The 5,096-nt window shown below is 33.8% G+C and carries 5 protein-coding genes; all 5 read left to right on the top strand.

Annotated features, from left to right (window positions below; translation table 11 throughout):
- The first annotated feature begins 99 nt into the window (after window positions 1-99).
- The 5 genes from ABID42_RS23910 (at window position 100) to tyrS (ending at window position 4,785) form a co-directional block, all read left to right on the top strand.
- Window positions 100-684 carry a riboflavin synthase gene (locus tag ABID42_RS23910; RefSeq protein ID WP_367285809.1) on the top strand — a complete coding sequence of 195 codons (585 nt, stop codon included), beginning with the start codon at window positions 100-102 and terminating at the stop codon, window positions 682-684.
- Between the two features lie 121 nt (window positions 685-805).
- Complete coding sequence (locus ABID42_RS23915; protein ID WP_367285810.1) at window positions 806-1,093, top strand: hypothetical protein; 288 nt, start codon at window positions 806-808, stop codon at window positions 1,091-1,093.
- A 787-nt stretch (window positions 1,094-1,880) separates the two neighbouring features.
- The gene (locus ABID42_RS23920; protein ID WP_323255840.1) at window positions 1,881-2,654 is read left to right on the top strand and encodes a sensor histidine kinase; all 774 of its coding nucleotides are present in this window, start codon (window positions 1,881-1,883) and stop codon (window positions 2,652-2,654) included.
- 55 nt (window positions 2,655-2,709) lie between these two features.
- Entirely contained in the window at window positions 2,710-3,372 is a 663-nt protein-coding gene (locus ABID42_RS23925; protein ID WP_367285811.1) for a response regulator, read from the top strand.
- 111 nt (window positions 3,373-3,483) lie between these two features.
- Window positions 3,484-4,785, top strand: a complete 1,302-nt coding sequence (gene tyrS, locus ABID42_RS23930) for a tyrosine--tRNA ligase (RefSeq protein WP_367285812.1) — start codon at window positions 3,484-3,486, stop codon at window positions 4,783-4,785.
- The last annotated feature ends 311 nt before the right edge of the window (window positions 4,786-5,096 follow it).

The following is a 5,096-nucleotide window of genomic DNA, read 5'->3' on the forward strand; positions in this document are numbered from 1 at the left end:
ATAACAGATAACAGATAACAGATAACAGATAACAGATAACAGATAACAGATAACAGATAACAGATAACAGATAACAGATAACAGATAACAGATAAAAAAATGTTCACAGGAATCATCGAAGCACTAGGCAAAGTAAACAATCTTAGCAAAGAAGGAACAAACATTACATTTACACTTACTTGTCCTTTTACCAACGAATTAAAAATAGACCAAAGTCTTGCCCACAATGGCGTATGTTTAACCGTAATTGATATTAAAGGAGAAGAATATTCGGTAACAGCCATCGACGAAACCCTTAAAAAAACCAATTTAGGCGCTTTAACGGTAGGTTCGAAAGTAAATCTTGAACGATGTATGCCAGCGAATGGACGTTTCGACGGACACATTGTACAAGGACACGTTGACCAAACGGGAGTAGTTACCAACATTATTGAACAAGATGGCTCTTGGCTCTATGATTTTGAATACAGTAACGATGGACAAAACGTTACCGTTGAAAAAGGTTCAATTTGTATTAATGGAACAAGTCTTACAGTATTTAATTCAGGCATAAATACTTTCAGAGTAGCCATTATTCCTTACACTTACGAACATACCGTTTTTCATACCTTAAAAATCGGAGATGTTGTAAACCTAGAATTTGATATTGTAGGGAAGTATATCAAGAAGATGATAACACTCTAAATGCGATAGCGTATAAATACCTGTTTTAGGTGTATTAATACGCTATTTTTATTAGATTACTTTGTAGTTATTTACATTTTAGTAGTTTTGAACATTATTAACTAACCAATCATTTAAAAATATGGCAGGGAAACTTATCAAAAGAGAATCAGAAAACATCTCCAAAGGATTAGAAGATTACAAGAAAAAGCATGAAGTACATTCTCATTATGTAAGTGCATCTTTATTAGTAGCAATGCTAGAAGAAAATCCTGAAATCGTAGGTTTTAAAATTGAACATACTCATGACGAAGACGAGGTTCACCAGTTAATTATTAGCGGAGTTAACAATGATTGTGAAGTTGTTTCAACTTCTTGTATCATTGGACCACCTCCTTGTCCACCTAGATGTAAGCCTAAATTCGTTTAAACCTTTCAGAAGTGATAGACCTAATACTTTCATATATATCCTCAACCGTATTATTACTTCCTTTGATAATTGCTATTTATAGGAATAAGTACTTAACTATCGAGTTTAGAATACTTTTTCTTTATATAATAGGTGCAATTATTTATGAAGCTTTTGGAAATTATTGGTCTATAGTACTACACAAACCCAATCATTTTATCATAAATACATTTACTGTTTTTGAATGTATCATGATTGGGTTTATGTACAACCAAGTTTTTAGGGGGAGAAAAATAAAAAAACTTACCTATGCCACTATAGGCATCTATGCAGTATTTTCTGTTATTGTTTTTACAGAGCGATTGAGTTTTGAAAGATATAATGGTATGGTAAGTGCAATTTCTTGTTTACTTGTTATCACTTGGGTTTTTATCTATTTTTATCAGCTTCTACAAACTCTTCAAGTAAAGAAATTGTCAATACTACCGATGTTTTGGATAAGCGTATCGTGTTTGTTATACTTTTCAGGTACATTGTTTTTGTTTCTTTATGGAGAAATGATTCTTTTTAATAAGAATATGGACTTGTATTTGGAGTTATGGAATATTTACTATGTATTATCATTCATCTTTAGAATCTTTTTAGCAATAGGATTATGGTTCAGCAAGACGCCTCTACAATTAAAGTCATCATCGAAGTAGGAACTATCATGATGATGACTTTTGCCACCTCTATTATTCTTTTAGTATATTTTTTGCATGAACGACTGATAAAGCAGAAATTTGGAGCCTATAAATGATTTAATTGAATGAATGAGGTCAAAATCGTTATTCTAGGTACCATTGCAATGCTTTTGCCAGTTTCGGCAATTATACTTTTTGTAGTAGTATATTATCGTCGCCAAAGAATACAAAGAGCTGCACACGAAGAAGCCCTTCATCAAGCCATGCTTGAGGCAAGTGTTGGCTCTCAAGAAGTAGTTCGCCGACAAATTGGCGGAGATTTGCACGATGAAATCGGAGCATTACTTTCAGCTACAAGAATGAGCCTTTCTCAATTAAACAAGTATTCAGAGAATGAATCCAAGAGAACTTTACTGCTTGGTAGAACCGAAGAATTACTAAACGAAGCCCTTCATAATGTCAGGAGAATTTCCAAAGATTTAATGCCAAGTACTTTAGATGAATTTGGTTTGATAGAAGCTTTGAAAGATTTCTCTCAGAAAATGACACTCCACACCAATCTTCCCATTCATTTTATTTGTGATATTAATGCAAGATATGATGCTAAAATAGAATTAGCACTTTATCGCTCTACACAAGAATTAGTCAACAATGCCTTAAAACATGCGGAGGCAAAGGAAATCAAAATCACTTTAACAGAAAATAAAAATACACTTAGACTAGAGGTTTCAGACAATGGAAAAGGCTTTGATTTAGAAGGAGTAAATCAACCAAGTAGAGGTATAGGAATAAAAAATATCGAAAGTCGTATGAGTCTTATCAAAGGACAACTTAAATTTGATGTTGAAATAGGAAGAGGCTCTACTTTTATCATTACGGTAGCTCTTTCTGAATCCTAAGTATTGTAAAATAGCATTGTGCTATAAACAAATATCTCTGTAAAGCTAACCATTAATGAGTAACCTAACTAAAATTAGAATTGCCGTTACCGACGACCATGCCCTTTTTCGTCGTGGACTTGTTTCATTATTAAGTCTCAATGATGATTTTGAAGTAGTACTTGAAGCATCTAATGGACAAGAATTGATAGACAATATCTCCGAAACACTTCCCAATATTGTTTTGATGGATTTGAATATGCCAGTATTAGATGGTATCAGAGCTACTGAACGAATCAAAAAGCAATTTCCTAAAGTAAAGATAATCGTGATTTCGATGCACGATGAAGATAAATTTGTGACACATTTGATGTCTTTAGGAGCAAATGGCTACTTATTAAAAGATGCTCATCCCGACGAAGTAGAAAATGCCATTTATACAGTTTTCAAAGAAGACTATTATTATGGTCCATTTTTGGTAAAAGTCATGCACAACCGGATGATTAATAAGCCAGAGAAAAAAACTGAAAATCAATTAAGTATTCAAATTGGCATTTCGGATAGAGAACTAGAAGTACTTGAACATATCTGTCAGGGTACAACTACCCAAAATATTGCCGAAATGTTGTGTTTAAGTGCCAGAACCGTAGAAGGACATAGAAACCGAATTATGGAAAAAACTGGTACGAAAAACGTAGCAGGGCTAGTAGCATGGGCAGTGCGAAATGGGATTTGTTAAGAGATTATTGCTCAACATTTCAGGAATACCATTCAGGCAAGTGAAATATCAATATACAATCTCTAACTTTGCGAAAAGTTTAATAGAGAGCATATTTATTATTAATTAGAAATGAAAAGCAATTTTATAGAGGAACTTCGTTGGCGTGGAATGCTTCAGGACATGATGCCCGGCACAGAAGAACAATTACAAAAAGAAATGACGGCCGCTTATATCGGCTTTGACCCAACAGCTTCATCTTTACATATCGGAAATTTAGCAACGATTATGTTGCTAAAACACTTTCAACTTTGTGGACATAAACCTATCGCATTAGTAGGAGGCGCCACCGGAATGATTGGCGACCCATCAGGAAAAGCAGCAGAACGTGAATTTCTTTCAGAAGATACACTACGCCATAATCAAGAATGTATCAAGAAGCAATTAGAAAAGTTTTTAGATTTTAGTAATATTGATAATTCAGCCGAGGTTGTTAATAATTATGATTGGTTTAAAGAATTTAGCTTTTTAGCTTTTTTGCGTGAAGCAGGTAAATATCTTTCTGTAAACTACATGATGTCTAAAGACTCTGTAAAGAAACGTTTAGAAACTGGAATTTCATTTACAGAGTTTTCATATCAATTATTGCAAGGCTACGATTTTTACTGGTTATACAAAAATAAAAATGTTCGTTTACAGATGGGCGGTTCTGACCAATGGGGAAATATCACTACTGGAACAGAAATTATCAGACGTAAAGAAGGCGGTGCAGATGAAATTGAGCACAAAGCTTATGCACTGACAACACCATTAGTAACCAAAGCAGACGGAACTAAATTTGGTAAATCAGAATCTGGAAACGTTTGGCTAGATTCAACAATGACAACGCCATACCAATTCTATCAGTTTTGGTTGAATGCAACAGATGCCGATTGTGCTCGTTTGTTAAGAGTATTTACCTTGCTTTCGAAAGAAGAAATTGAGAAACTAGAAGCAGAACATGCAGAAGCACCGCATCTTCGTATCATGCAAAAAGCATTAGCCAAAGATGTAACAATAAGAGTACATTCTGAAAAAGACTACGACATAGCCGTAAAAGCTTCAGAAATTCTTTTTGGAAAAGGAACATTAGAAGTATTACAAGGAATGAGTGATGCAGATATTTTAGCCGTTTTTGATGGAGTTCCACAAACTGCTATTACGCTTGCTGATTTTGAAGCTAGTGCAACCGTGACAGATTTAGTATCTGTAGTAACCAATGCTGAAATTTATCCTTCTAAAGGAGAAGCTAGAAGAGCTATCCAAGGAAATGCACTAAGTATTAACAAAACCAAAATTGCTGACCCAAATCATACAGCTAATTTTGATTTACTCAATGGGAAATACTTATTAGTAGGAAAAGGCAAGAAAAACCACCTAATTATTGTTGGTTAAGACATATTTTGAGTAAAATAAACGAGTACTAGATTCAAAATTTAGTGCTCGTTTTGTTTTTAATAGACCTGCTTTTTATAAAAATCGTTAAGTGTTGATTTTTTTTCGTTATTTATTGTGTGCAATAATGTATTGATATTAAGTTATTTACGGATTATTTTAAAAAAAGTTTTAAAAAACTTTTGGAAGAAGTTTGGTGGTTACGGATTAATCCTACATCTTTGCACTCCCAAACGACGCCAACGGGCTGAGGGAATAAGGGGGAAGGGAGTAATTAGGAAGATAATTACTAACAAAATTTAGGAATCGGA

The sequence above is a fragment of the Arcicella rosea genome (genome assembly GCF_040543805.1).
GTDB classification, from domain to species: domain Bacteria; phylum Bacteroidota; class Bacteroidia; order Cytophagales; family Spirosomataceae; genus Arcicella; species Arcicella rosea.